General features: G+C 69.9%; 25 protein-coding genes and 3 tRNA genes. 19 read left to right on the top strand and 9 right to left on the bottom strand.

All coding sequences use genetic code 11. The features are described 5' to 3' along the window. The first annotated feature begins 220 nt into the window (after positions 1-220). Together ACFFJD_RS01095 and ACFFJD_RS01090 are read left to right on the top strand one after the other, a co-directional pair. Positions 221-445 (top strand): hypothetical protein, encoded by a 225-nt coding sequence (locus ACFFJD_RS01095; RefSeq protein WP_382359619.1) that lies wholly within the window; start codon positions 221-223, stop codon positions 443-445. Between the two features lie 40 nt (positions 446-485). Beyond that, positions 486-641 carry a hypothetical protein gene (locus ACFFJD_RS01090; protein WP_382359617.1) on the top strand — a complete coding sequence of 52 codons (156 nt, stop codon included), beginning with the start codon at positions 486-488 and terminating at the stop codon, positions 639-641. 73 nt (positions 642-714) lie between these two features. On the opposite strand, the gene ACFFJD_RS01085 is transcribed toward ACFFJD_RS01090, so the two are convergent. Continuing rightward, complete coding sequence (locus tag ACFFJD_RS01085; RefSeq protein WP_382359614.1) at positions 715-1,611, bottom strand: LysR substrate-binding domain-containing protein; 897 nt, start codon at positions 1,609-1,611, stop codon at positions 715-717. 128 nt (positions 1,612-1,739) lie between these two features. On the opposite strand from ACFFJD_RS01085, the gene ACFFJD_RS01080 reads away from it, so the two are divergent. Genes ACFFJD_RS01080 through ACFFJD_RS01070 form a run of 3 tightly spaced genes read left to right on the top strand, consistent with a single transcriptional unit; the run spans position 1,740 to position 4,687 of the window. Next, positions 1,740-2,753, top strand: coding sequence for a YeiH family protein (locus ACFFJD_RS01080; protein ID WP_382359611.1), 1,014 nt, complete (start codon positions 1,740-1,742; stop codon positions 2,751-2,753). A 22-nt stretch (positions 2,754-2,775) separates the two neighbouring features. Continuing rightward, on the top strand, positions 2,776-3,702 hold the full coding sequence (locus ACFFJD_RS01075) for an NAD(P)-dependent oxidoreductase (RefSeq protein WP_382359608.1): 927 nt from the start codon (positions 2,776-2,778) through the stop codon (positions 3,700-3,702). A 46-nt stretch (positions 3,703-3,748) separates the two neighbouring features. Next, positions 3,749-4,687, top strand: coding sequence for a DUF1254 domain-containing protein (locus ACFFJD_RS01070; protein ID WP_382359605.1), 939 nt, complete (start codon positions 3,749-3,751; stop codon positions 4,685-4,687). Here ACFFJD_RS01070 and ACFFJD_RS01065 read toward each other — a convergent pair. From ACFFJD_RS01065 to ACFFJD_RS01055, 3 genes are all read right to left on the bottom strand, one after another. Continuing rightward, a complete protein-coding gene (locus ACFFJD_RS01065; protein ID WP_382359602.1) occupies positions 4,684-5,106 on the bottom strand; it encodes a DUF779 domain-containing protein in 423 nt (140 codons plus the stop codon). The two genes, ACFFJD_RS01070 and ACFFJD_RS01065, sit on opposite strands and share 4 nt — an antisense overlap. A gap of 116 nt (positions 5,107-5,222) precedes the next feature. Beyond that, positions 5,223-6,746: an acetaldehyde dehydrogenase ExaC gene (gene exaC, locus ACFFJD_RS01060; RefSeq protein ID WP_382359599.1), complete on the bottom strand. Its 1,524-nt coding sequence runs from the start codon at positions 6,744-6,746 to the stop codon at positions 5,223-5,225. Between the two features lie 141 nt (positions 6,747-6,887). After that, complete coding sequence (locus ACFFJD_RS01055; RefSeq protein WP_382359596.1) at positions 6,888-8,189, bottom strand: transcriptional regulator; 1,302 nt, start codon at positions 8,187-8,189, stop codon at positions 6,888-6,890. 212 nt (positions 8,190-8,401) lie between these two features. Between ACFFJD_RS01055 and ACFFJD_RS01050 the strand changes: the two genes are divergently transcribed. The 3 genes from ACFFJD_RS01050 (at position 8,402) to ACFFJD_RS01040 (ending at position 11,647) form a co-directional block, all read left to right on the top strand. Beyond that, positions 8,402-9,124, top strand: coding sequence for a LysR family transcriptional regulator substrate-binding protein (locus ACFFJD_RS01050; protein WP_382359640.1), 723 nt, complete (start codon positions 8,402-8,404; stop codon positions 9,122-9,124). A 63-nt stretch (positions 9,125-9,187) separates the two neighbouring features. Beyond that, positions 9,188-10,417 carry an acyltransferase family protein gene (locus tag ACFFJD_RS01045; protein ID WP_382359593.1) on the top strand — a complete coding sequence of 410 codons (1,230 nt, stop codon included), beginning with the start codon at positions 9,188-9,190 and terminating at the stop codon, positions 10,415-10,417. A 9-nt stretch (positions 10,418-10,426) separates the two neighbouring features. Then, complete coding sequence (locus ACFFJD_RS01040; RefSeq protein ID WP_382359590.1) at positions 10,427-11,647, top strand: hypothetical protein; 1,221 nt, start codon at positions 10,427-10,429, stop codon at positions 11,645-11,647. Between the two features lie 12 nt (positions 11,648-11,659). On the opposite strand, the gene ACFFJD_RS01035 is transcribed toward ACFFJD_RS01040, so the two are convergent. After that, positions 11,660-12,100, bottom strand: coding sequence for an acyl-CoA thioesterase (locus ACFFJD_RS01035; protein WP_382359587.1), 441 nt, complete (start codon positions 12,098-12,100; stop codon positions 11,660-11,662). 149 nt (positions 12,101-12,249) lie between these two features. Here ACFFJD_RS01035 and ACFFJD_RS01030 point away from each other — a divergent pair, with 149 nt between their 5' ends. Beyond that, positions 12,250-13,185 (top strand): alpha/beta hydrolase, encoded by a 936-nt coding sequence (locus tag ACFFJD_RS01030; RefSeq protein WP_382359637.1) that lies wholly within the window; start codon positions 12,250-12,252, stop codon positions 13,183-13,185. A 3-nt stretch (positions 13,186-13,188) separates the two neighbouring features. On the opposite strand, the gene hisC is transcribed toward ACFFJD_RS01030, so the two are convergent. Beyond that, positions 13,189-14,247, bottom strand: coding sequence for a histidinol-phosphate transaminase (hisC, locus tag ACFFJD_RS01025; protein ID WP_382359584.1), 1,059 nt, complete (start codon positions 14,245-14,247; stop codon positions 13,189-13,191). A 120-nt stretch (positions 14,248-14,367) separates the two neighbouring features. On the opposite strand from hisC, the gene ACFFJD_RS01020 reads away from it, so the two are divergent. From ACFFJD_RS01020 to ACFFJD_RS01005, 4 genes are all read left to right on the top strand, one after another. Further along, a tRNA-Ser gene (locus ACFFJD_RS01020) sits at positions 14,368-14,456 on the top strand. A gap of 70 nt (positions 14,457-14,526) precedes the next feature. Next, positions 14,527-14,599, top strand: a tRNA-Arg gene (locus ACFFJD_RS01015). A 70-nt stretch (positions 14,600-14,669) separates the two neighbouring features. Further along, the gene (locus tag ACFFJD_RS01010) at positions 14,670-15,395 is read left to right on the top strand and encodes a hypothetical protein (protein WP_382359581.1); all 726 of its coding nucleotides are present in this window, start codon (positions 14,670-14,672) and stop codon (positions 15,393-15,395) included. Between the two features lie 19 nt (positions 15,396-15,414). Continuing rightward, positions 15,415-16,014, top strand: a complete 600-nt coding sequence (locus ACFFJD_RS01005; protein WP_382359578.1) for a putative glycolipid-binding domain-containing protein — start codon at positions 15,415-15,417, stop codon at positions 16,012-16,014. Positions 16,015-16,026: 12 nt separating this feature from the next. Here ACFFJD_RS01005 and ACFFJD_RS01000 read toward each other — a convergent pair whose 3' ends face one another. Next, positions 16,027-16,977 (bottom strand): prephenate dehydrogenase, encoded by a 951-nt coding sequence (locus ACFFJD_RS01000; protein ID WP_382359575.1) that lies wholly within the window; start codon positions 16,975-16,977, stop codon positions 16,027-16,029. Between the two features lie 69 nt (positions 16,978-17,046). Between ACFFJD_RS01000 and ACFFJD_RS00995 the strand changes: the two genes are divergently transcribed. From ACFFJD_RS00995 to ACFFJD_RS00980, 4 genes are all read left to right on the top strand, one after another. Continuing rightward, a complete protein-coding gene (locus tag ACFFJD_RS00995; RefSeq protein WP_382359572.1) occupies positions 17,047-17,568 on the top strand; it encodes a tRNA adenosine deaminase-associated protein in 522 nt (173 codons plus the stop codon). Between the two features lie 7 nt (positions 17,569-17,575). Continuing rightward, complete coding sequence (locus ACFFJD_RS00990; protein ID WP_382359569.1) at positions 17,576-18,043, top strand: nucleoside deaminase; 468 nt, start codon at positions 17,576-17,578, stop codon at positions 18,041-18,043. A 59-nt stretch (positions 18,044-18,102) separates the two neighbouring features. Further along, positions 18,103-18,381: a hypothetical protein gene (locus ACFFJD_RS00985; protein ID WP_382359566.1), complete on the top strand. Its 279-nt coding sequence runs from the start codon at positions 18,103-18,105 to the stop codon at positions 18,379-18,381. Positions 18,382-18,439: 58 nt separating this feature from the next. Continuing rightward, positions 18,440-18,530: transfer RNA gene (locus ACFFJD_RS00980), tRNA-Ser, on the top strand. A gap of 194 nt (positions 18,531-18,724) precedes the next feature. On the opposite strand, the gene ACFFJD_RS00975 is transcribed toward ACFFJD_RS00980, so the two are convergent. Beyond that, positions 18,725-19,798, bottom strand: a complete 1,074-nt coding sequence (locus tag ACFFJD_RS00975; protein ID WP_382359563.1) for a D-alanine--D-alanine ligase family protein — start codon at positions 19,796-19,798, stop codon at positions 18,725-18,727. Between the two features lie 38 nt (positions 19,799-19,836). Between ACFFJD_RS00975 and ACFFJD_RS00970 the strand changes: the two genes are divergently transcribed. After that, positions 19,837-21,153 carry a UDP-N-acetylmuramoyl-tripeptide--D-alanyl-D-alanine ligase gene (locus tag ACFFJD_RS00970; protein WP_382359560.1) on the top strand — a complete coding sequence of 439 codons (1,317 nt, stop codon included), beginning with the start codon at positions 19,837-19,839 and terminating at the stop codon, positions 21,151-21,153. 16 nt (positions 21,154-21,169) lie between these two features. Here ACFFJD_RS00970 and ACFFJD_RS00965 read toward each other — a convergent pair whose 3' ends face one another. Beyond that, a complete protein-coding gene (locus ACFFJD_RS00965) occupies positions 21,170-21,619 on the bottom strand; it encodes a hypothetical protein (protein ID WP_382359557.1) in 450 nt (149 codons plus the stop codon). A gap of 29 nt (positions 21,620-21,648) precedes the next feature. Here ACFFJD_RS00965 and tgt point away from each other — a divergent pair, with 29 nt between their 5' ends. Next, positions 21,649-22,890 carry a tRNA guanosine(34) transglycosylase Tgt gene (gene tgt, locus ACFFJD_RS00960; protein ID WP_382359554.1) on the top strand — a complete coding sequence of 414 codons (1,242 nt, stop codon included), beginning with the start codon at positions 21,649-21,651 and terminating at the stop codon, positions 22,888-22,890. Position 22,891 lies beyond the last annotated feature (1 nt).

The raw sequence follows: 22,891 nt of genomic DNA, 5'->3' as shown, positions 1-22,891 counted from the left end.
TCCGGCGGCCTCCGCAGGCACCGCCCCTGCCTGGACCGACCGGAATCAACACCAAAACTGTTAACCAAACCAAGCAGCTGTCTCAGACAGCTTGACAAGTTCCGGCAGCCACGGCGAAATGAGGCACGAGTCGCGACACGGGCAGTCGCGTGTCATGTTTCAGAGCTGGCCGGAGCGGGTACCCCGTGCATCACGACAGGTGATGAACCGAAAGGCGGCGATGAACGTGCGACGCGGTAGCGGAATTCTGGGTGTGCTCGTCCTCATTTGGCTGGTGATCGGTGTGGTCGCGGCCGTCCAGCGTGACTATTTCAAGGAATCGGACGCGAACTGTGCGACGGCCGGCACGATCGCGCTGACGATCGTGTCCGGACCGCTGAACTACGCCGGCGTCAACCCCAAGGTTGACGACTGCAACGTGGAGCTTCCGCAGCCGAGCGAATGATCCGAAGCCGGCCGTAGTGCCGGAAGGAAAGGGGAACGGCATGATTCTCATCGGAGTGATTCTTCTGATCCTGGGCTGGGTGCTCTCGCTCGCGATCTTGACCTACATCGGCGTCGCACTGATCGTCATCGGTGCGGTCCTGTGGATTCTCGGCGCGGTCGGCCGGCCTATCGCCGGACGCAAGGTCTGGTATTGACGATCACGGCTTGACCGGGAAGTGCGCCTAGTCGGGTTGCGAGCCCATGAGTCGGACGCGACCGGGCAGACGGTCAGGTCGGCTGCTGGGCGATCCGGACGAGGTCGCCGGCCGGCCCGGAGAGCTGGGCGGGCGGTTGCCACACCGCGCGTAGATCGCGCTCCACCTGCAGGCCGGGGACGTCGACGATACGGACCGTCCCGGCGCGGACGGCGCCGTCGACGGCGAGCGTGCTGAGGACGGCGGGGCCGACGCCGCCGGCCACCGCGGTGGTGATGGCGGCGCTGCTGCCCAGCTCCAGGAGCGGTGCGGCGCGGGTGTGGCCTTCCAGGGCGGCGTCGAGGGTGTCGCGGGTGCCGGATCCGGGCTCGCGCATCAGCAGCGCAGTGCCGGCCAGCTCGGACACCGACAGCGGCGCGGTGCGGCGGGCCCACGGATGGTCCGGCGCCACGATCACCACCAACCGATCGCGGGCCACCACGGCGCTGTAGATCCCTTTGGGAATGCCCGGGGATTCGATGAAGCCCACGTCGCAGCCGCCCGAGCCGAGCAGGTCGAAGACACCGGCGGAGTTCTGCACCTGCAGGTGCACGGTGGTGTCGGGGTGGCTGCGCCGGAATTCGCCCAGCCACCGCGGCATCAGATGCTCGGCCACCGACAGCGACGCGGCCACGGTCAGTTCCGCGTTCCGGTCGTCGCGCAGGCCGTCGGCGACGTCGAGGAAACGTCGCGCCCCGGCCAACGTCTCGCGAGCCCAATGCACCAGCACGGTGCCCTCGACGGTGAGCCGGGAACCGGTGGTGGTGCGTTCCAGAAGCACGACGTCGAGCTGGCGTTCCAGGCGCCCGACCGCGCGGCTCGCGTTGGGTTGCGCCATGTGCAGTTCGCGGGCGGCGGCGCTGAGGCTGCCGTGGTCGTCGACGCCGACGAGCAACTCCAGTGCGGTGAGGTCGAGCGAACGGGGGCGCACGACGGCGAGATTACCCGTCGTCGGACCTGCGGGATGCCCATGCACAGATGTAGGTAGATCAATTCGATATAGCCTCATGCCGAAGTGGGGGCTTCTGCCCGGTGGCGAACCGGGCGAGCCTTGATGGCATGACCCGCCAGCTGGAATCGGAAACGCAAGCACCGCCGTCGCTGCCCGCGACCGGGCCGGTGCCGGGCCTGCTGGTCTGCGCCCTCGCCACCGCGATCGCGATGGCCGTGAACTGGTGGCTGCCGATGGTCAGCCCGCTGCTGATCGCGATCGTGCTCGGCGCGATCTTGACCAACGTCGCGCCCCTCGGCCTGCGTTACGCCCCCGGCGTGGCGATCGCCGCGCGCCCGCTGCTGCGGATCGGCATCGCGCTGCTGGGCTTCCAGCTGGTCTTCGGCGACATCCTTGGTCTCGGCGCCGGCGTGATCGCGGTGATCGTCTGCGTGGTGGTGTTCGGTATCAGGGGCATGCTCTGGCTGGGTGCCAAGCTGGGCCTGAGCCCGGCGCAACGCCTCCTCATCGCCTGCGGGACGTCGATCTGCGGGGCGGCCGCGGTCGCCGCGGTCGACGGCGTGATCGACGCCGACGACGAGGACGTCGCCACCGCGATCGGCACCGTGGTGGTCTTCGGCACCATGCTGCTCGGCCTGCTGCCCCTGGCCGTGCATTTCCTGGCGCTGGGGCCGGAGATCGGCGGCATCTGGGTGGGCGCCTCGGTCCACGAGGTCGCGCAGGTGGTGGCCGCCGGCGGCATGATCGGCTCGGGTGCGCTGGCGGTCGCCGTGGTGGTCAAGCTCGGTCGCGTCCTGATGCTCGCACCGGTGATGACCGTGATCAGCTTGCGTCAGCGTCGGCACGCACCGGCGGGCAAGCGCCCGCCGCTGGTGCCGCTGTTCATCATCGGCTTCCTCGCCTGCGTCACGCTGCGCTCGGTCGGCGTGGTGCCCGACGCCGTGCTCACCGTGGCCGGATACGTCCAGGTGGCGCTGCTCAGCGCCGCGATGTTCGCACTCGGCACCGGCGTCCGGATCAGCGCGCTGCGGGCCGTCGGGCCGCGCCCGTTCGTGCTCGGCGCGGTGGGCACCACCTGGATCGTCGGCCTGGGTCTGGCCGGAGCATTGCTCGTCGGCTGAGTTCTCGCGTACAGCTTGAGGCATGAACTCCGACGCCTCCGCCCCGCTCCCCGTCGCGATCGAGCCCGAACACGATCGGTACCTCGTCGCCGCGGTCGAAGCGGGCGGGGGCGTCGTGGTGCCGATGAGCCGGGCACGGGCACTGGTGTGGATCGGCGCCCCGAACGACTTCCCCCGACTCGACGACACCATCGAATGGGTGGCGCTCAAGACCGCGGGGATCGAAGGATTCAAGGACGCCGACGTGCTCGACGACCGGCGGATCTGGACCAACGCATCCGGTTTCTACGCCGCCGGCTGCGCCGAGCACGCGCTTGCGCTGCTGCTGGCCGGGCTGCGTCAGCTCCACACCAGCGTGCTCCTGGGCTGGAACGAGACGGTGATCCCGCCCGCCGTCCGCACCCTGCGCGGCGCGACGGTGGCCATCATCGGTGCCGGCGGTATCGGCCGCGAACTGACCCCACGACTGCGGGCCTGCGGGGCGAGCGTGCTCGCGGTCAACTTCTCCGGTCGTCCGGTCGACGGCGCCGACCGGACGCTGCCCGTCGCGCAGACCGACGAGGCGCTGGCCGCGGCCGATCACGTGGTGCTGGCGGCACCGTCGACCGCGGCCACCCGGCACCTGCTCGACGACCGCACGCTGGCGCTGCTGAAACCGCACAGTTGGGTCGTGAACGTGGCGCGCGGCCGGCTCATCGATCAGGACGCGCTCGGCCGGGCGCTGCGCGCCGGAACCATCGCCGGCGCCGCGCTCGACGTGACCGACCCGGAACCGCCCGCCGACGACGACCCGCTCTACTCGTACCCGAACCTGATCCTCACCCCGCACATCGCCAATCCCGCGCCGGGCCTCACCCGCGAGATGGCGCCGTGGCTCACCGAGAACGTACGACGGTTCGCCGCGGGCGAGCCGCTGCTGTCCGTGGTCGACCCGGCCGCCGACTACTGAGGTCGTGTGCTGACGGCGGCGTCGGCCGCATGAGATTATGCATCGCGTGACCATTCGCGTGAACGTCGACAATTTCGTCCGAGCCGAAACCGCCCGCATGATGACGGATCTGCAAGCCAAGTCCGGCGGGGTGAATCGCTTCTCCCACGAGCGCGAACCCGCCGACATCAACCGGCAGGTGGTGATCCGACTCAACCGGGACACCCTGTACAGCTTCGCCGTCGTCGACCTCGCCGAGGGCGCGACCCTCACGCTGCCCGAGCCCGGCGACCGCTACCTGTCGGCGATGGTGGTCAACGAGGACCACTACATCCACGCGATCTTCCATGACGCGGGCCGACACGAACTGACCCAGGAGCGGTTCGGCACCCGCTACGTGGTGCTGGCGGTGCGCATTCTCGTCGACCCCGCCGATCCCGCCGACCTGGCCGCGGTGGCGGCGCTGCAGGATCAGCTCGACGTGACCGCCGCGTCGTCGGTCCCCTTCGAGCTGCCGGACTACGACCGGGAGTCGTTCGACGAGACGCGGCGGTCCCTGCTGGACCTGGCCCGCAACATGAGCGACTTCGACGGCTCCTTCGGCACGCCCGAGCAGGTGGACCCGATCCGCCATCTCATCGGCACCGCCGCCGGCTGGGGCGGCCTCCCGGTGACCGAGGCCGTGTACATCGGCGTCGACCCCCGGCTGCCCGAGGGCAACCACGAACTGACCGTCGGCGAGGTCCCGGTCGACGGCTTCTGGTCGATCTCGGTGTACAATGCCGACGGTTTCTTCGAGCCGAACGACCGCGGGGCCTACACGGTCAACAACATCACCGGCGTCCGCAACGACGACGGCAGCGTCACCGTCCGGTTCGGTGACTACCCCGCCGACGTGCCCAACGCGATCCCGGTGACCGAGGGCTGGAACTACCTGGTGCGGCTGTACCGCCCGCGCCCGGAGATCACCGACGGCACCTGGACCTTCCCCACGATCGGGGCCTAAACCTCCAGGTCGGCGCCCGTGCGCGGCGGACTGGCGGCGAGGGCGGCGTTCTCGCCGTCGTCGAACGCCCGTGACCGCGACAGGAAACGCACCCCCTCGGGTGCTTCGAGGGAGAAGCCAGCGCCGCGGCCGGGCACCACGTCGAGGATCAGTTGGGTGTGCTTCCACAGTTCGAACTGGTCGCCGTTGATCCACACCCGCACCAGCGGCAGCGGATCGGGCAGACCCAGTTCGCCGACCAGCACATCGCGCTGACCGATGCGGTATTCGCCGACCGGGTAACACATGGGGGCGGAGCCGTCGCAACAGCCGCCGGACTGATGGATCATCAGGCCGCCGTGCAGTTCGGTGAGCTTGGTCAACAGCGCGGTCGCGGCCTCGGTGGCCACCACCCGGTCGGGTGCGGAGTTCTCGCTCATCGCCGGACTCCCTCTCTCATTCGGTCGTTCTACTCGGACATTGGAAAACGCGCCCCGGAGGTAACCACCTCCGGGGCGCGTCGTTCAGGACTGCACCGCGGGGGCGCAGAGTGGGCTCAGAAGAAGCCCTTCGGCTGACCGCTGTAGCCGACCAGCAGGGCCTTGGTCTGCTGGTAGTGCGAGAGCATCATCAGGTGGTTCTCGCGGCCGATACCGGACTGCTTGTAGCCGCCGAAGGCCGCGTGCGCCGGGTAGTCGTGGTAGGTGTTGGTCCACACGCGACCGGCCTGGATGTCCCGTCCGGCGCGGTAGGCGACGGTGCCGTTGCGGCTCCACACGCCGGCGCCCAGGCCGTACAGGGTGTCGTTGGCGATCCGGATGCCGTCCTCGTAGTCGCGGAAGCTGGTCACCGCGAGCACCGGACCGAAGATCTCCTCCTGGAAGATCCGCATGTCGTTGTTGCCGCGGAAGACGGTCGGCTTGATGTAGAAGCCGCCCGACAGGTCGCCGCCGAGGTCGGCCGCCTCGCCGCCGATGAGAACCTCGGCGCCCTCTTCACGACCGATGGTCAGGTACGACTGGATCTTCTCGTACTGGTCGTTGGAGGCCTGTGCGCCCATCATGGTCTCGGTGTCGAGGGGGTTGCCCATCTTGATCTTGGAGACGCGGTCGACGGCCTTCTCCAGGAACGCGTCGTAGATGCCTTCCTGAATCAGGGCGCGGCTCGGGCAGGTGCAGACCTCGCCCTGGTTGAGGGCGAACATCGAGAAGCCTTCGAGGGCGCGCTCGAGGAAGCCGTCGTCGGCGCTCATCACGTCGTCGAAGAACATGTTGGGGCTCTTGCCGCCCAGCTCCAGGGTCACCGGGATCAGGTTCTCCGAGGCGTACTGGGAGATGAGGCGGCCGGTGGTGGTCTCACCGGTGAAGGCGATCTTGCGGATGCGGTTGCTGGAGGCCAGCGGCTTACCGGCCTCGACGCCGAAGCCGTTGACCACGTTGATCACGCCGGCCGGGAGGACGTCGGTCAGCAGGCTCATCAGGTACAGGATCGATGCGGGCGTCTGCTCGGCCGGCTTGAGGACCACGCAGTTGCCTGCGGCCAGTGCCGGGGCCAGCTTCCAGACGGCCATCAGGATCGGGAAGTTCCACGGGATGATCTGGCCGACGACGCCCAGCGGCTCCTGGAAGTGGTAGGCGACGGTGTCGTTGTCGATCTCGGAGATACCGCCCTCCTGCGCACGGATCACGCCGGCGAAGTAGCGGAAGTGGTCGATGGCCAGCGGGATGTCGGCGGCGAGGGTCTCGCGGACCGCCTTGCCGTTCTCCCACGACTCGGCGACGGCGATGGCCTCCAGGTTCGCCTCCATGGTGTCGGCGATCTTGTTCAGGACCTGCGAGCGGGCGGCGACGGTGGTCTTGCCCCACGCGGGAGCGGCGGCGTGCGCGGCGTCCAGGGCCAGGTCGATGTCCTCGGCGGTGGAGCGGGCCACCTCGCAGAACACCTTGCCGTCGATCGGCGACGGATTCTCGAAGTACTGGCCCTTGACCGGCGGCACCCACGCTCCGCCGATGAAGTTGTCGTAGCGGGACTGGTAGCTCATCAGCGAGCCGTCGGTACCGGGCTTGGCGAAAATCGTCATCGCAAACTCCTTAATGAAGCGTCGGGTGGCTTGGCGGTCAAGTCACCTGCGGTTGGTGATCTGGGACACACAGTAGATGCTACGTGGTTGCAGTCACGTTGCAACCGTGTGACCGCGCGACTGCCTGCGACGATGCCCGGCTCAGTCGAGGCCGAGGCGCCGATCCAGCAGCCGCAACCGGCCCGCCGCCACGGCGCGCTCGGCGCCGCCCGCGGGCAGGGCGCCGACCAGGGCCTGCCAGGCGGCCGCGTCGTCGCGGCCGTGCGGCGACGACGTCCACGCGGTGAGAGCGGCCGGGTCGCCGCCGCTGAGGATGCGCGAGCGCAGATCCTCCCGCAGATCCTCGAAGACCTCGACGACGCCGGGCGCCGTCGACTCGGCCAGGAGACCGCCGCGACCCAGCGCCGACAGCGCGTCGACCAGGGCGCCGCGCTCCAGCAGGCGCCGCACGGTGCCGACGTCCGAGTCCGACTCGACGGTGAGCCGATACGGGCGGGCGGCGATGACGTCCCCGAGGTCCCGACGCAGCCGGGAGATCTCGGCGCGCACCGTCACCGCACCGAGGTCCTCGTCGGACAGCAGCATCGCCAGCTGCTCGGTGCCTAGGCCTTCGGGATGGGTGCTCAACAGCAGCAGGATCTCGGCGTGCCGGGGGGACAGGGGGATCCGCCGCCCGCGGGTCGGTGTCCAGGACGGCGCCGCGAGCACGGTCAGGTGGTTGGCGGCCGAGAGCGACGGCAGCGTCGGGGATGCGGGCCGCGCCAGGTCGACGGCGCCGGCCGACAACGCGGCGGGGCCGGTGCCGCGACCGTCGAAGCGGAGTTCACGCTCCACGGCGGCCACCACCGAGCGCACGGCGGCCAGCGCGAAGGGGGCGGCGGCCGCGGAGCCGCCGGTCACGTCGATCGCGCCGAGGATCTCCCCGGTCAGCGGGTCGCGGACGGGGGCGGCGGCGCAGTTCCAGTTCTGGACGGAGCTGGCGAAGTGTTCGGGGCCGAGGATCTGCACGCCGCGCCCCAACGACAGCGCCAGGCCGGGAGCGTTGGTGCCGACGGTGTCCTCGCTCCAGACCGAGCCTTCGACGAAGTTGATGGCCGCGGCCTGGTCTCGCGCCGCGGTGTCGCCTTCCACCCAGAGCAGACGCCCGTCCCGGTCGGTCAGGGCGACGACCACGCCCGAGTCGGCGATGTCGTCGAGCATCAACGACTGCACCAGTTCGCGGATCGCGGTGAGCCGGTGCGTTCGGCGGTACTCCTCGAAGTCGCTCGTGGTGAGCGCGGACGCCTGCGGTTCGGCGTCGGCGCCCACCGGGTCGATGCCGCGTTGCATCGAGCGAAGCCACGAATCGGCCACCACGGCGCGCACAGCTTCGGCGGGCGGCTGGCCGGAGGCGAGGAGCTGTTCGTAGGCGCGACGGATATGCGACATCGCGGCTTCTGCCATGTCACCTCCGTGTAGGACCGCGCCGGTCGGCGCGGGGTTTCGTCAGGACTCAACGGTGAGCTATACCTCGATTCTGCATTCGTCAGTGTGACGTCGGCAATAATCGTGGGGCGACCAGGCCGAACAGGGCCGGGCAGAGCGGGGAGGGCGGTACGCCGGTGACGGTAGAGGAGAACACCCCGGTCTTCCGGTTGGCGTACGTTCCGGGCGTGATGCCGGCCAAATGGGTGCGGATCTTCGGCGAGCGACGCCCCGGCGTCGAGGTGCAGTTGGTGGACTGCCCGGCCGCCGAGGTCGCCGACCGTCTGCGCGCGGGAGCGGCCGATGCGGCGCTGGCCCGTCCCGGTGACGGCGACGAGGGTCTGTCGGTGATCCGGTTGTACGACGAGGTGCCGGTCGTGGTGGTGCCGAAGGATCACGTGTTCACCGCCGTGGACGAGGTGGCGGTCGCCGACCTGGCCGGCGAGCAGTATCTGTTGCCGGCCGATGACGTGCTGGGCTGGTCGGGTAACCCCGGCACGGTGATCGACCACCGTCCGGACACCACCGCCGCCGCCGTCGAGCTGGTGGCCGCCGGGCTGGGTGTGCTGGTGGTGCCGATGTCGTTGGCCCGGCTGCACCATCGGCGGGACCTCACCTACCGGCCGCTGACCGACGGCCCGTCGACGCCGGTCGGGCTGCTGTGGGTGGAGGCGACGAGCGACGACCCGACGCCCGAGCTGGTGGAGGAATTCATCGGCGTCGTTCGCGGCCGACGCCCGGGCTCGTCGCGCGGTCAGAGCGAGCCGACGCCGAAACGGTCGGCGAAGGAGAAGGCCGCCGCCCGTCGGGCCTCGTTGGAAGCCGCGGGCAAAGTGCCCCCGCGCCCGGCGAAGAGCGGCAAATCGTCCGGTCGCCCGCCGGCTGCGAGAGGTCGACGCCGCACCGGGCGTTGACTGCCTTCCCCGGTTGAGCTTGTCGAAACCAGTCGGCGCAACTGGACACGTCATGATGGTGCGGTGACTTCTTCGCGCTCGGCGCCGCTGACGGGGATCCGCGCGCTGGCAGCGCTGGCGGTGTGCCTGACCCACGCGGCGTTCTGGACCGGGCGCTACACCGACGACCTCGAGGGTCGCTTCTTCGCGCGCTTCGAGATCGGCGTCGCGATCTTCTTCGTTCTCTCGGGATTCCTGCTGTTTCAGCCGTGGGTGCGGGCGCTCCGGCAAGCACAGCTGACCGGCGGTCGACGCCAGGCCAGCGGAGCGCAGCCGGCGGCAGAGTTGCCGTCGGTGGGCCGCTACGCCTGGCATCGGTTCCGACGGGTGGTGCCCGCGTACTGGATCACCGTGATCGCGGTCTACCTGATCTTCCTGGTGCGCTCCGATCCCGGGCAGACCGGGCAGGGCTGGGGCAGCTTCCTCCGCAACATGACGTTCACGCAGGTCTACGGTTTCGGTCACCTGCGGACCGGGCTGAGTCAGATGTGGAGCATGGCCGCCGAGATGGCCTTCTACGTGGTGCTGCCGCTGCTGGCCTGGCCGATCGCGGTGCTGGTGTGCAAACGGCGCTGGCGACCGGACCTGCTTCTGCTGTCCCTCGGTGTCCTGGCGCTGGTCTCGCCGGTGTGGACCGTGGTGGTTCACGGCATGCCCACAGCCGATCCGACCGCCCGGCTGTGGCCGCCCGCGTTCGCGAGCTGGTTCGTCGGCGGCATGGTCTTGGCGGTTCTCGTCGAAGTGCTCCGCCGCTGGAACTGGCAGGTGTCCGTACCGGTCGCCGTCGCGGCGTTCCTGGTGTCGGCGGGCTCGTTCGCGGGTGGGCCGACGATCATTCCCGACGACGCAGGCCAGACCATCATCAAGCACCTGCTCTATCTGGTGGTGGCGCTCGGGCTGATCGGACCGCTGGCCGTGGGGATGAGGTCCGGCGCCGCACCCGATCCGTGGCAGCGATTTCTCGGTGCCCGGCCGGTGGTGTGGTTCGGGGAGATCTCCTACGAGTTCTTCCTGGTCCACGTGATCGTGCTGGAATTCGCGATGGGCTGGCTCGGCTATCCGATCTTCACCGGGTCCACGGCGCTCGCTTTCCTGACCACCGTCGCGGTCGCGACACCGATCGCGTGGCTGCTGCACCTGCTGGTGGCCACACCCGAAGCGCGCGAACGGGCACGCTTCTGGAGAGCCGCAACCGGGAAGTTGGCGACTGATGGCGGATTTGTCGTGCCGGTGCCACGCCGGACTCGTCGGTAGGATGACTCCATGAGCTCAGCAAGCGTGCCCGTAACCATGGCCGATCTGCGGCGATGGGCGCAGGAAGCGCGGTTGCCGGGTGATCCGCCACCCCTGTCCGACGACGCTGCTCTGCTGATCGCTTCGGGTCATCTCTCGCCCGGTGGGCGGGCGTTGGTGGTGCGTCGGATGTCGGTGGGCCTGCCACTGCCGCGGTTGACCGGGCCGTACGTCGATCTTCGCCGTCTGCATCACGCGATTCTGCACCTGGAGAAGCAGCTCGACACCGGGATGATTCCGAACGTGGTGGCCACCGTCCTGCGCACCCGGCTCTCGGGCATGACGCGTAGGCGCGACGACGCCCGTCGCGTCGTGGTGGTCGGCAAGGGTGTCTTCGCCACCAGCACGCGGGCCATTCGGCGGGAACGACGCGAGAACCTGTACTTGGAGATCGACGAGCGGGAGAAGCTCTTCACCGGGCTGCTCTACACGCCGGTCGCCAACCTTCCGGTGGGCGGCGGGGTGCGCCGCGCGGGCAGCGCGGCGGTCGATCGGATCGCAGGCTTCGTCGGATCCCTCGCCGGGCGCGGCGCCGCGCAGAACGTCGAGGCGTGGATCAACGAAGCGCTCGGCACCGACGGTCAGCCGGTTCCCGCCGGCCGTGGCGGCGCCGATTTCAGTGACGGCTACGAGGCCCTCCAGTTCGTCGCCGGTCACTTCTACGACCGCATCCAGCAGAGCCCGGCCTGGCGGTCGGACTTCTTCGAACTGCAGCGTTCGGCCGTGAACCTGCACGCGGAACTGGCCGAGATCGCCGCCGACGTGGTGGCGCTGCGGACCCTGCGCGTCGACCTGGATCGGGCCCGCGCCAGCGGCGGCTTCGACCAGGGTTTCGCCGACCACCTCGATCAGCGCGAGGCGGCGCTGCGTCCGGTGTGGACCGAACTGCTCACCCGCGTGCACGCCCTGATCGAGATCGCGCAGACCGTCGAATCTGCGGCGGTGGAATTGCGGATCCTCGACGAGTACGACCGGGCGACGACCCTCGACGCTCGCATCGATCACCTCGTCGCCCGCTCCGGTGATCGAGAACTGTCGGTCGACAACACCCGACGACTCTCCGAGCAGGTGCGGGCCGGCGAAGAACAGCTGCGCATCTACCGCGACGTGCTGCAGGGCAACATCGCGCGGATCGCGCCGTATGCGCCGCCGATGGAACTGCCCGAGCGCTACGAGCCCGACCAGCGGTAGCGCCGGCCCCGCTCAGGCCGGGCCCCGGCCCCAGCTCTTGAGGTAGGCCTTCTCCTCGTCGGTGAGGCGGCGCAGGGTGTGCGCCTCGATGTCGACCACGGCCATCTGCGTGCTGGCCACACACGCGGGCTTCGAGTCCAGCGCCGCCTCGGCGCCGCGGATCTCGTAGCCGATGGTGAAGTCGACCGAGCGGTGCCCCTTGATCCACATGCCGATCGTCAGCGGGCTGTCGTGGTGCCGGAGCTGTGCCTGGTAGCGGATCTCCACGTGCACGATCATCGCGCTCTTGATCAGCGGCGCGTACTCCTCACCGGCGCTCAGCAGCCACTGGATTCTGGCCTCCTCCATCAGGGTGACCATCCGCGCGTGATTGATGTGGCCGAAGGCGTCGGCGTCCGACCAGCGCACGGGAACCTGGGCGAGAAAAGCGAACCGCTGGTCGGTATCAGACATGGCGGCAGTCTATGCCTGCTCGGTGACGCGATTCTCAGCGAGAGATCAGTCCCGGTTAACCCTCGTGATACTTGCAGGAGGTACCTTTGGCGACCATGCGCCTGCCTTCGTTCCGACTCGCCCTCGCCGCTTTGTCCACGGCCGCCCTGATGGCCCCGTTGGCAGTGGTCGCGCCGACGGAGGCCGCGCCGCTGGGTGCGCACGTCGTGGAGAAGAAGCAGCGCGGTCTGCATCGCACCGACCTGGAGATCAAGAGCGCGGCGATGAACGGTACCGTCCCGGTGACGGTGCTGTCGCCGTCCGGGTCCGCCCCGCGCGGCACCCTGTACATGCTCGACGGCGCCGACGCCGGGGACGAGGTCAGCGACTGGATCACCAAGGGCGGCGCGGCGGAGTTCTTCGCCGGCCGCAACGTGAACGTCGTGCTCCCGGCCGGTGGCGCCGGGTCGTTTTACACCAACTGGACGCGCACGGACAGCGCGCTCGGGAAGCCGCAGTGGGAGACGTTCCTCACCGAGGAACTGCCCAAGGTGATCGGCGAGCAGTTCGGCTCCAACGGCCGCAACGCGGTGATGGGCTTGTCGATGGGCGGTCAGTCCGCCTTCGCGTTGGCCACGCGCCACCCGGAGCTCTACCGCGGCGTGGCGTCGCTGAGCGGCTGCCCGCCGGTGTCCGAGCCCGCCAACGAGGCGTACGTGCGCACCACCGTCGCCAAGGGCGGCGGCAACGCCGACAACATGTGGGGCCGCACCGGTAACAAGAAGTGGAAGGCGCACGACCCGTCGCTGCGCCTGGAGGCATTGCGTGGCAAGGCGATCTACCTCAGCGCCGGATCCGGTGCCGTGGGTCCGATGGACATCACCATGAAGCGGGACCCGAAGGACGGCCCGGCCGACGCGCAGATCGCCGCCGGTTCGGCCCTCGAGGTGGGCGCCTACCGCTGCTCGCTGCAGTTCGCGGCGCAGCTGTCGTCCGCGGGGATCAACTTCACGCCGGGCTTCCGACTGATCGGCACCCACAACTGGGCCTACTGGAAGCGTGACCTGCCGGAGGCCTGGGCCGTGCTCGGCCCGGCCATCGCCTGACCTCTACGACTTCCAGGCCCGCGCGAACGCCAGGAAGGCGTCGTTCTCGGCGGGCACGGTGATCGTGACTCGGACGCCTTCCCCGGCGAACGGCCGTAGCACCAGACCGGACTCGGTGGCCGCCGCCGCGAACGCCGCGGCGTCCTCGCCCAGTGGCAGCCAGACGAAGTTGGCCTGCGAATCGCTCACCGGGTAGCCCAGCTCGCGGAGTGCCGCGCTGACGCGTGCGCGCTCCTCGGCGACGGCGTCGGTGCGCGCCAGCAGCTGCTCCTGCGCGCCCAGCGCGGCGATCGCGGCCGCCTGCGCGAGGCTGTTCACCGAGAACGGCACGTGCACCTTGCTGAGGGCGGCCACCACCTCCGGATCGGCGACGGCGTAGCCCACACGCAGGCCGGCCAACCCGTACGCCTTGGAGAAGGTGCGCAGCACCACGAGATTGGGAAACTCGCGGCGCAGAGCCAGGGCGTCGACGGCATGGGCGGCGTCGGGCCGGACGTACTCGATGTAGGCCTCGTCGAGGGCGACGATCAGATCGCTCGGCAGACGGCGCAGGAAGGCCCGCAGGGCCTCCGTCGTCACGACCGTGCCGGTCGGGTTGTTCGGGTTGCACACGAACACCAGGCGGGTGCGATCGGTGACCGCCGCGGCCATGGCGTCCAAGTCGAAGACGGCGTCGTCGGTCAACGGCACCTGCACCGGCGTCGCGCCGGCCACCCGGGTCGCCAGCGGGTAGGTCTCGAAGCTGCGCCACCCGAACAGCACCTCGTCGCCGGGGCCGCTGGTGATGGTGATCAGGTTCTGGCACAGCGTCACCGAGCCGTCGCCGGTCTGGATCTCCGCCGTCGTGACGCCCAGCTTCTGCGCCAGCGCCTCGGTGAGCGCCACCGCGCCGTTGTCCGGGTACCGGTTCACGCCCGCGGCGGCGGCGGTGATCGCCTCCAGCACAGCGGGTAGCGGCGGCTCGGTCACCTCGTTGCTGGCGAGCTTGAGTGCACCGGGGAAGGCCTTGCCCGGCACGTAGGCGGGCAGCGAGTCGAGATCGGGGCGAATGCGCAGCGTCACGACTACCAAATGTAGGCCCTTGATCGGCCGGAATCACGTCCGGTCCAGCCGATTTGCCTCTGCGTCGGCGGCGTGTGTAATCTTCTCCACGGCGAGCGAGTCCGCAAGGGCTTGAGACCAGGAGACGTGCCAGAGCGGCCGAATGGGACTCACTGCTAATGAGTTGTCTCTTGAAAAAGGGACCGGAGGTTCAAATCCTCTCGTCTCCGCTGACCGGGTTCGCCCGGACAACCGAATAGCGTTTGAACAAGTGGTTCTGTACACTCGTTCTGCGTACCAGCGCCCGTAGCTCAACGGATAGAGCATCTGACTACGGATCAGAAGGTTTGGGGTTCGAATCCCTACGGGCGCACTCGACAAGCGCCCCCGCCGATTTCGGTGGGGGCGCTTTCGTGTTTCCGGGGGACCGGCACAATGGACGCATGACCCGGCCACCTCACGCTCCGCGGCCCGCGCCGCCGTATCGGCCGCCGGTCGCGAGGGGGCAGACTTACCCGGCGCTCGGCTTCGCCGACGACGGCACGCCGCAGTACCAGTACCAACCGCCCACACCGGCCGCCGCGCTGTCGGTGACCCCGCCGACACAACCGCCCGCGGGGCCGCCGACGAGTCCTCCGGAGCCGCCGCGGGATCCGCTGCGGCGCATGCTCGGCGGCCTCGCTGCGGTGCTGATCCTGGTGCTCCTGGTGGCCGCGGCGCTCACGTTCTTCTCCGGCGGGGACGACGCCGACACCCGCTTCGCCGAACGCTCGGCGCCGCCGGCGACGCAGCCGCTCGACGACCCCTATCTCGACGACCTCGAGAATCCCCGATCCTCCGCCGACCCGAACGCGCCGCAGTCCCCGCGGTCCTCGGCGCCGCGGCCGTCGGCACCGGGCACCCGAGGCACCCCGCTGCCCACCGTGTACGAGGTGACCACGGAGTCGCTCACCACGGTGGTGTTCCTGGGGCAGGGTCGGATGCGGGTGGCGGAGGCGCCCGGCGGCCGCTGGACCGAGGAGACCGTGACCTACGGAGATGCGCGCCTGACCCTGCTGGTTCCGGAGGGGGAGGCCGCGTCGTGCCGGATCACCGTCGACGGTGTGGAAGTGGCGAGCCAGGAGGTCGAGCCGTCGACCACCGTCCGGCTACTCACGTGTGAGGGCTGACAGGGGTTACCGTAGAGCCGTGTCCCCTCGTGATTCGTCGAACGACGTCAAGGCCATGCACACCTGGCGCGCGGTGTACGCCGACAGCCTGGAGCAGGTCCGCATGAACATCAGTGGTGGCCGGATCCGCGCCTACGGCCGGATCATCAGTGCCGCGACCGACGACCACGAGGCGTTCTCGGTGTCGTACGAGCTCGTCACCAACGACAGCGGGGTGACGCGCCGGCTGTCGGTGCGCATGCTCAAGGCCAGCGGCGAGAGCGCCCTCGACATCAGTCGCGACATGGACGGTCGTTGGATGGTGCAGACGCCCGACAGCATCGTGCGCAGCGACTTCGCCGGTGCCGACACCGTGGACCTGTGGCATTCGCCGTTCCTCAAGTCCGTGGTGATCCGACGGCACGGACTGCTGGGTGGTCAGGCCTCCGTCGACGTCCCGGTGGTGGAGCTGAGCCTGCCGGAGTTCGGCGTCGATCTGATCGAGAAGTCGTACACCTTCGACGGCATCGGGCCCGCCGGCGGTGCGGTCACCATGACCTCGCCGCGCGGATCGTGGGACCTGACCGTCGACGAATTCGGACTGGTCACCACGTTCTCCGGCATCGCCGACCGGATCTGACCGGAACGGCGTTCAGGGCAGCCAGACGCGGCCCAGGTGGGCCTGCCGACGGAGTTCGGCGGCCCAGCCGGGAGCGCCGACCTCGACGCCGGTGATCGGTGCCTGCTCGGCGGCGACCTCCTCGTAGCGCCGTCGGGCGCGATGGCCGTCGGCCACCAAGACCTCGACGCTGCCGTGATCGCGCAGGGCATCGCGGGCGGCGATGAGCCGGTCGATGGTCTCGCTCAGTGTGTTCAGCAGCGCGGTGGCATTGCCCTCGAGCATGGCGCGCTGCAGCTCCGGTGCGGTCCCGGCCACGCGGGTGCCGTCGCGGAAGCTGCCCGCGGCCAGGCGCAACGCCAGCCCGCTCTCCCCGGCGCCGACCGCGGCGGTGGCCGCCGCCGTCAGGTGCGGGTTGTGCGAGATGGCGGCGACCGCGCGGTCATGCGCGTCGTCGGCGGCAGGCACCACCACGGCGCCCGCCCGGTGGGCCAGCGCCGCCACCGAGCGCCAATCGGCGGCCTCCACGTCGTCGGGAGTGGAGACCATCCACATCGCGCCGCGGAACAGGTCCGGGTCGGTGGCGGCCCACCCCGAGTGGGCGGTGCCGGCCATCGGGTGGCCGCCGACGTACCGGGCGCGCGGATGCCCGGCGGCCACCAGCGCGGCCACCTCGGTCTTCACGCTCACCACATCGGTCAGCAGGCACGACGGCGCGTGCTCGGCGACGGCGGCGATCATGGCGGCCAGGGCGGGCACGGGGGTGGCCAGCACGATGATCGCGTCGTCGTCGGCCGCCCGCCGGAGCACCGCGGTCAGGTCGCCCGCGGCGTCGTAGCCCGCGGCGGTGGCCTCGGCGACCGTCGCCGTCGAGCGGTTGTAGCCGTAGGCCCGATGGCCGTCGTCGGCGAGCCGCCGGAGCAGGGAACCGCCGATCAGTCCGAGACCGAGGATGCAGACCGGGCGCGCAAGGTTCGAAGGCACCTCCTCAGCGTGGCACATGCGGGCCGAACGGACTTGGGAGAGTGTGCAAAAGCGGCTACCGTGACCAGCATGGCTGCCGCTGGAACCAACGCTTCCGAGACCGAGTTCGACGGCTATGCGGTGGCGGTGGTCCGCGAGGACGCCGGTTGGAAGGTGAGCACGCTCGATTCCAGTGCTCTGGACAGCCTGGACGACGCCGAACGTCAACTGCGTGAACTGCGCGCCGCGGGTGCGGTCTTCGGCCTCCTGAACGTCGATGACGAGTTCTTCGTCGTGGTGCGTCCCGCGCCCAACGGCGCCGGGCTGCTGCTCTCGGATGCGACGGCCGCGATCGATTACGACGTCGCCGAGGACGTCCTGGACCGACTGCACGTGGACGTCCCCGACCTCGATCCCGACGAGCTCGACGACGTGGACCCGTGGGAAGAGGGCGATCTGGCGGTGCTCGCCGATCTGGGCCTGCCCGACGGGGTCATGAGCATCATCGTCGGCGACAGCGACCTGTACGCAGACGAGCAACTGGGCATGATCGCCGCCCGGCTCGGTTTCGGCGACGAACTGGCGCGACTGCTCGACACCCTCGGGAACTGATTCGGTGGTGCCCGAGTCGGCGCTGGCGCAGATCCGGACGGCCCTGGCGGCCGCCGCCGAGACACCCGTCGACGACGTGCCGATCGGTGCGGTGGTGTTCGGTCCGGACGGCCGCGAACTGGCCCGGGCGACGAACCGTCGGGAGGCAGACGGCGACCCCACCGCGCACGCCGAGGTCCTGGCCCTGCGTGCCGCCGCCCGGGTGCACGGCGACGGCTGGCGTCTGGAAGGCTGCACGATCGCGGTGACGGTGGAGCCCTGCGCGATGTGCGCGGGCGCGATCGGCCTGTCCCGGGTCTCGGCGGTGGTCTTCGGTGCCTGGGAACCCAAGACGGGCGCGGTGGGATCGCTCTGGGACCTGCTGCGGGACCAACGACTGCTGCACCGACCCCAGGTGCGCGGCGGGGTGCTGGCCGACGAGTGCGCGGCTCTGGTGACCGATTTCTTCGCGGCCCGGCGCGGCATCGCCGACTGAGGGATAAAATCGCTGCCGAGCAGCGCATTGTCGCGCCGGCCACCGACGAAGGGAATGCCATGTCCGATCCGATGGACAAGATCAACGAGATCATCGACGTCGCCCGCGAGAAGGTCACCGGGCTGGCCGACTCCGAGCAGGTCCACTCGATCATCGAGACCGCGAAGACCAAGCTGAACGAGTTGGCCTCCAACGAGCAGGTGCAGGGTGCGGTCAACACCGCCCAGGACAAGCTCAGCGAACTGCTCGCCAACGAGCAGGTACAGGGAGCGATCAACACCGCGACGGAGAAGGCGACCGAGCTCAAGGACCGGATCACCGGCTCCGATACGCCCTAAAACCGCCTCCTAGCAGGCGATTTCACCTCTTCGGCAGGGCTCAGGTACAGTTTTCCGCGGTGGCGTGTCCGAGCGGCCGAAGGTGCAGCACTCGAAATGCTGTGTACGGTGACCCCGTACCGTGGGTTCAAATCCCACCGCCACCGCCAAGGCCCCCATCTGCAGCGCAGATGGGGGCCTTCCCCATTCCCGGGTGTCTCGGGTACGCGCGGCGCCCGACGAAAAACCGCGTGTCGCGACCCGTGCCCAAGGTCGCCCGCGCTGCAGCGGGCCGACACGAAGGATGGGTCGCGACACGCGGTCGTCGACGCGGAGGCGGAGGTTCGGGCGGCGTCGGGCGGGCTCAGTGCTCGGTGGAGAACCGGGCCCGACGACGGTGCAGGGCGCGCGCGGACTCGACGAGACGGTCGATGAGGTCGGGGTAGGCCACCCCGGTGGCCTCCCACATCTTCGGGAACATCGACGCGGGCGTGAAACCGGGGATCGTGTTCACCTCGTTGAGCAGCCAGCCGCGGCCGGGCTCCTCGTAGAAGAAGTCCACCCGGGCCATGCCGGTGCAGCGCAGCGCCGTGAACGCGCGCGCAGCCAGCTCCCGGACCTGGGCGGCGGCCTCGTCGGACACCGCCGCCGGGATCACCAGCTCCGCGCTGCCGGTGACGTACTTGTCCTCGTAGTCGTAGAAGTCGCTGCCCGGGACCACCTCGCCGGGCACGGTGGTCTCCGGAACACCGTTGCCGAGTACCCCCACCTCGATCTCGCGACCGGCCACGGCCTCCTCGATCACCACGACGTCGTCGTAGCGCAGGGCTTCGGCGATGGCGGCGTCGAGCTCTGCGGCCGACGCGGCGCGCGAGACACCCACCGACGAGCCCATGTTGGCGGGCTTGACGAACAGCGGCAGGCCGAGTTCCTCGACGGCGCGTGCGGCGACGACGGCGGGATCGTCCACCCCGTCGCGGAGCGTGAGCCAGCGGCACTGCGGAATGTCCGCGTGCGCGGCGACCTCCTTGGCCATGCCCTTGTCCATGCACAGCGCCGACGACAGCACGCCGCAGCCGACGTAGGGCACCTTGAACAGCTCGAGCATGCCCTGGATGGTGCCGTCCTCGCCGTGCGGGCCGTGCAGCAACGGCAGCACGACGGTCTCCTGGTCGGCGGGACCGGTGAGCACCGCGACCGGGTCGACGAGGGGACCTTCGATCGGGAGGCTGTCGCCCAGATCGTCGCCGGCCTCCAGGGCCGCCGCGGCGAAATCGTTGCGGTGCCAAGTGCCGTCCTTGGCGATGCCGACCGGCACCAGCGAGTACTTGCTGCGATCTGCGGCGGCGAGGACGTGTGCCGCGGTGACCCGCGAGACGTCGTGTTCGGCGGAGACTCCGCCGTAGAGGACAACCAGCCGCAAGAGGGGAGTAGGCATGGGTGCCAGGATACGTGGCGGCGAGTAGCGTTTCCCGCGTGCACCTTCTCGCTAGTCAGATCGCCGCCGCCACCGGCGGCACCCTCCATGGACCCGATGTTCGCGTCGATTCGGCCAGCATCGATTCGCGCGCCGCGGCCCCCGGGCAGTTGTTCGTGCCCATCGTCGCCGCGCGCGACGGGCACGACTTCATCGCCGCCGCCGTGGCCGCGGGGGCGCCGGTCTACCTGACCGACCGCGCACCCGATCCCGCGATCGCTGCGACCGCCGTGCAGGTGGCCGACACCGCGGTGGCTCTCGCCGATCTCGGGCGGGAAGCACGACGGAATGTGCCCGACCGCGTCGTCGGCGTCACCGGCTCGGTGGGCAAGACCTCCACCAAGGACCTGCTCGCCGGTGTCCTGGAGACCACCTTCACCACCGCCGCGAGCGAGAAGTCGTTCAACAACGAGCTCGGTCTGCCGCTGACCCTGCTGGGCGCCCCCGACGACACCGAGGCCGTGGTCTTGGAGATGGGCGCGCGCGGGGTGGGCCACATTCAGCTGCTGTGCGAGATCGCCTCGCCGACCGTCGGGGTGTTGACCCGGGTGGAGGCCGTGCACCTGGAGATGTTCGGCTCCCTCGACGATGTGGCGCGGGCCAAGGGCGAGCTGGTGGAGTCGCTCGGATCCGACGGCCTGGCGGTCCTCAACGCCGACCACGAGGTGGTGGCGGCCATGGCCGCGCGCACGCAGGCGCGGGTGCTCACCTACGGTCTAGCGGCTGGCGCCGACGTCCGCGCGGAGAACGTGGTGCTCGACGATCAGCTGCGCGCCGGTTTCGATCTGTTGACCCCGTGGGGCACCGCCCGCGTCGAGCTGGGCGCGCGCGGCGAACACCAGGTGCCCAACGCACTGGCCGCGGCGGCCGCGGGAGGCGGGATGGGCGTGCCGGTGGAGGCCATCGCCGCCGGGCTGAGCACGGCCCGACTGTCCGGGTTGCGCATGGAACTGACCACCACGGCGGACGGTGTGGTGGTGATCAACGACGCCTACAACGCCAACCCGACGTCGATGACGGCCGCGCTGTCCTCGCTCGCGCTGCTGGACGCGCGCCGCCGCTTCGCCGTCTTGGGCACGATGGCCGAACTCGGCGACGGCGGACCGGCCGCGCATCGGGAGATCGCCGAGCAGGCGCGGGCACTGGGCATCACGGTAATCGCCGTCGACGAGCCGCACTACGGACAGGCGGCCACGCATGTGGCCGACGTCGCGGGCGCCGTGGCCGCGCTCGGGGACCTCGTCGAAGGCGATGCGGTGCTGGTCAAGGGCAGTCGTGTGGCCGCGCTGGAGCGCGTCGCGCAGGCCCTGATCTGACGCCGAGCCGGGCCGGCTACTGCACGGTGAAGGCGACGGCCTGATCGTCGCGACTGCAACGGGCCAGTTCGCCCGCGGCGGTCGACGGTCCGCAGTCCCACCCCGACACCGTCTGCGACTTGCCGGTGGCGATCAGCGGGCTGTACTCCTTGGCGATCGACATGGCGGTCTCGCAGGAGACGTCGCCACCGGCGATGCGGACGTGCAGCGCGCCGTCGGGTCCGCCGACGCGGCCGCACTCGGAGGCGTCGGCGGCGGTGCTGCTGGTGCTGCGCGAGGAAGCGGGAGCCTTGCTCGGGCCGCCGACCACGGGAACGCTGCGGTCGGCGGGTGGCGTGGCCACCCCGGATCCGGCCGTCGGCGCCTGCTGCTGTTCGCCGCACGCGGTCAGGGTGAAGCCGAGGACGCCGGCGATCAGCGCGGTCGCGGCCAGCGTCGTCGTGCGAGACAGGTTCGTCGCGTTCATGCCTGTCACGCTATGGGAGAATCGGCCGAGTGACCACCAGTGAATTCGTCCGGCGTGCCACTCTCGACGGAACCGCCGGGCGCACCGGCACCCTGATCACCCCGCACGGAGAGATCGCGACCCCGGCCTTCATCCCGGTGGGAACCAAGGCGACGGTCAAGACGGTGTTGCCGGAATCGGTGGCGGCGCTCGGGGCGCAGGCGGTGCTGGCCAACGCCTACCACCTGTATCTGCAGCCGGGGCCGGAGATCGTCGATCAGGCCGGTGGGCTGGGCGCCTTCATGAATTGGCCGGGCCCCACCTACACCGACAGCGGCGGCTTCCAGGTGATGAGCCTGGGGGTGGGTTTCAAGAAGGTCATCTCGATGGACGTCGAGGGGAAGCAGGACGACACCGCGATCGCCGAGGGCAAGGAACGCCTCGCGAACGTCGACGACGACGGCGTCACCTTCAAATCGCATCTGGACGGGTCCCGGCATCGGTTCACGCCGGAGGTGTCGATGCGGATTCAGCATCAGCTGGGCGCCGACATCATCTTCGCCTTCGACGAGCTCACCACCCTGATGAACACCCGGGGCTACCAGGAGGAGTCGCTGGAGCGGACCCGCCAGTGGGCCATCCGATGCTTGGCCGAGCACAACCGGCTGTCGACCGAACGCTCTCACCGTCCGCAGCAGTCGCTGTGGGGTGTGGTGCAGGGCGCGCAGTACGAGGACCTGCGGCGCAAGGCCACCCGCGATCTCGTCGAGCTGAGCCGGATCGACCGGGACAACGGCGGCAAGGGCTTCGGCGGCTACGGCATCGGCGGCGCGCTGGAGAAGGCCAACCTCGGCACCATCGTCGGCTGGGTGACCGACGAACTGCCCGAGGAGGCGCCCCGGCACCTACTGGGGATCAGCGAACCCGACGACATCTTCACCGCCATCGAGAACGGCGCGGACACCTTCGACTGCGTCTCGCCGACCCGGGTGGCCCGCAACGGCGCCATCTACTCGTTCGACGGCCGGTACAACGTCACCAATGCGCGCTACCGCAACGACTTCTCGCCGCTCGACGCCGAACTGGACAACTACTCCACCCAGTACACCCGCGCCTACCTGCACCACCTGTTCAAGGCGAAGGAGGGCCTCGGCCCCACCCTGGCGACCCTGCACAATCTGTCGTTCACCGTCACCCTCGTCGACCGGGCGCGCAAGGCGATCGAAGAAGGAAACTACTTCGAGTACCGCGACGCCTTCCTCGCCCGCTATTACGCGGGCAGCACGCGCTGAG

The organism is Gordonia phosphorivorans (assembly GCF_042432625.1).
Taxonomy (GTDB): domain Bacteria; phylum Actinomycetota; class Actinomycetes; order Mycobacteriales; family Mycobacteriaceae; genus Gordonia; species Gordonia phosphorivorans.
The sequence above is the reverse complement of the archived record's forward strand: the minus strand, read 5'-3'. Positions and strand labels throughout refer to the sequence as shown.